The sequence below is a fragment of the Arthrobacter sp. 49Tsu3.1M3 genome (genome assembly GCF_900168135.1).
Classification (GTDB): domain Bacteria; phylum Actinomycetota; class Actinomycetes; order Actinomycetales; family Micrococcaceae; genus Arthrobacter.
Window position 1 is genome coordinate 1 of sequence record NZ_FUZD01000044.1, and the last position, 2754, is coordinate 2754.

Annotated in this window: 4 protein-coding genes; all 4 read left to right on the plus strand. The window is 62.6% G+C overall.

Going from position 1 to position 2754, the window contains the following annotated elements:
* Positions 1-152 precede the first annotated feature (152 nt).
* A complete protein-coding gene (locus B5X90_RS21350; protein ID WP_179129266.1) occupies positions 153-302 on the plus strand; it encodes a hypothetical protein in 150 nt (49 codons plus the stop codon).
* A 199-nt stretch (positions 303-501) separates the two neighbouring features.
* Positions 502-1245, plus strand: a complete 744-nt coding sequence (locus B5X90_RS20820) for a GAF and ANTAR domain-containing protein (RefSeq protein ID WP_079555782.1) — start codon at positions 502-504, stop codon at positions 1243-1245.
* A 157-nt stretch (positions 1246-1402) separates the two neighbouring features.
* Positions 1403-1582, plus strand: a complete 180-nt coding sequence (locus B5X90_RS21450) for a hypothetical protein (RefSeq protein ID WP_218670219.1) — start codon at positions 1403-1405, stop codon at positions 1580-1582.
* A gap of 204 nt (positions 1583-1786) precedes the next feature.
* On the plus strand, positions 1787-2754 hold a 968-nt coding region (locus B5X90_RS20830; RefSeq protein ID WP_143264863.1), incomplete at its 3' end, for a transglycosylase domain-containing protein.

Here is a 2754-nt window from a genome sequence, read left to right on the forward strand (position 1 = left end):
CAAGAGGCCGGACGCCGGCCCCGTGTTCGGCGCCCGGATGCCGCCCGGGACATTCATCGGGCAGGACCCCTCAACCTAATCCGTCGGCCCGGTTAGCGGTGCCCACACCAGGGCGCTTTCTTGAGATCCAGCGGTCTGCGGATGCCATTTTGATGGATGCAGCCAGCGGAAAAGGCGGCTCCGGTCGCGGTCTTCTGACCTGGCACCGGCGTGAAGGGGCGGTGACCCTGGATGCCCACGTGGCTCTCGGCTATGACGGCTCGGACCCCTCCTGGCTCGCCCTGCGCTGGGCCGCTGGCTAGGCCGCGGCGGCCCGCGCTTCGCTGCGGATCAATTCATGCCTGGATCTGGCCTCTGTTTACCCATGACGTGGGCCCGGTGCTGGCTATTGCAGAAGGGACGGAGCATACTCGAGGGACAGCCGCGCGAGCTGCTTCGCCGTCCTCCGGTGTCCCCAAGCAAGGGGTTGTTGTCAGGGCCATGGAGGAATGAGGCCCAGTCATGGCGCACGAAACACGTTTACTGGCAGAAAGTCTCGTCGTCGACCACTTGCAGGATCTTGTCCTGAAAACCGAGGACGTGAAGGAGATGTTGGGCGAACTCGCTGAGTTCTCCTCCCTCACTCTGGCCGACCCAGCCATCGCGTTCTGTAGCATCACGCTGATTCAGCGAAAGAAACCAGTGACCGTGGCCAGCAGCGAAGACAGCGCGGTCCGGCTGGACGAAACGCAATACAAGGCCGGCGATGGGCCCTGCCTGTCAGCGATCCGCCAACAGGTCGTCGTGCATGTTCCTGATTTGGCCACTGAGCACCGCTGGCCCGCATACACCTCCGCCGCGCTGAGGGCGGGAGTAGGATCCAGCCTCTCCGTGCCACTGATCCTTGAAGGAGAAGCGGAAGCGGGCCTTAACATGTACTCCACCCGGTCCCATGGCTTCACCGATGAAGACATCAGCATGATCGAAACGTATTCACATCATGCGTCCAAAGCACTTCGCCTGGCCGTCCGGATCAGCCAGCTTGCCGAGGCAAAAGCCCACCTCATTGCTGCCATGGAATCCCGGACCACCATCGACCTGGCCACCGGCGCCATCATGGCGCAGAACCGCTGCAGCCAAGAGTCAGCCGTCAGGATCCTGAGAATCGCCTCCAACACCCGGAACGTCAAACTACGGGACATCGCCGCATCGGTCGTCGCATCAATATCCCACGACCCGAAAGTCCGGACGCACTTCGACGCCTAATGACGCTTCTTATCCGGCCTGAATAGAGTCTGTGCAGGTGGCAACGCAACGGTGCCCGGCAGAGTGACGCGCCAGCGCCGCATCTGCGGCTTCAATTGCAGGTGTCGATCGAGACCGCGACGCCCAGTGCAAGCTTCCCTGCCAGGGTGTGCCGCACATGTCAGTAATTCGCTCTCCGCGGTGGGCGGGCGTTGCCGCGTCTATCTTCCCGGCGTTACTGGTACTGCTGGTCGACATCTTCGCCACAATGGCCCCTGGGCACGACGCCTCGGTGCTGGGAGACGAGCCGTGCGTGGTGATTGACTGGCAGGGATTCGCCGACTACGCCAAACTCTGAACAGGACCCAGCCCGCCAGTGGCGAAAAGTCCGCGAGCTTGTACCGGACGCCCCGGAATGGCCAGGCGCGGGTTCCAACACCGTCCCGGGCCACCACTTGGGAAATAGGTTGTAAGCCCACACGGGGCCTACCGCTCACTTTCCCCTGAGGGCCTTTCCGGCGTATTCTGAAGCCATCTTTCGAGCGTGATGGCTGGACAGAAAATGGCGCGGAAGAAACGAATAGGATTCGGTCTGGCCGCGGCCCTCTGGAGGGCCCTGGGATTCCTGCTCGTGAGCGCGTTGTGCGGGGTGCTGGCCGCCAGCCTGATGGTGCCGGGTGTCGCTGCTGCCGGCCTTGCGTTCAGGACTTCGGTCACTTTCTTCAATGGTCTCCCTTCGGATCTGGCGGTTGTTCCGCCGTCGCAGTCCACCAAAATGCTGAGCGCCGACGGGAAACCGATCGCCACCTTCTTCGCGGAGAACCGCGTGAAGGTCGGGCTGGACCAGATGTCCCCGTATATTAAGGACGCGATCGTCGCGATCGAGGACAGCCGCTTTTATGAACATGCCGGCGTCGACCCCCAGGGGATTCTCCGGGCGCTGGTGTCCAACCTGACCAGCGGGGGACGCCAAGGCGCATCCACGCTGACGCAGCAGTACGTGACCAACGTTGTCAACGAATCCCTGGCGTCGGCGGGCAGGCCCGATCAGGTCATCCTCAGCGGGCAGAAGAGCATCGGCGATAAGCTGCGCGAGATGAAGCTCGCCCTCGAACTCGAGAAGAAATACACGAAGGACCAGATCCTCGAGGGCTACCTCAACATCGTGTTCTTCAACCGGGACGCCTACGGCATCGAAGCCGCGGCGCGGCACTTCTTCAGCACCACAGCTAAAAACCTCACCCTGCCCCAGGCTGCACTCCTTGCGGGGCTGGTCAACAGCCCCACCTTCTATGATCCGTCGGTCCATCCGGACAACTCCGTCAAGCGGCGCAACCAGGTGCTGGAAGCGATGCTCGATCAGGGCAAAATCACCGAGTCCGACTACGACGCCGCGGTCGCCGCCGACGTCGGGCTGAAGATCACTCCCGGGAGACAGGGATGCGCCGGCGCGGAAATGGCACCGTACTTCTGCGACTACGTTTCCCACCTCATTCTCAACAATCCGGCCTACGGCGCGGATATGGCCGA

What these genes read in the sequence shown, in the direction of transcription:
- B5X90_RS21350 (WP_179129266.1), top strand. Translation starts at nt 153, where the DNA reads ATGGATGCAGCCAGCGGAAAAGGCGGCTCCGGTCGCGGTCTTCTGACC.
- B5X90_RS20820 (WP_079555782.1), top strand. Translation starts at nt 502, where the DNA reads ATGGCGCACGAAACACGTTTACTGGCAGAAAGTCTCGTCGTCGACCAC.
- B5X90_RS21450 (WP_218670219.1), top strand. Translation starts at nt 1,403, where the DNA reads ATGTCAGTAATTCGCTCTCCGCGGTGGGCGGGCGTTGCCGCGTCTATC.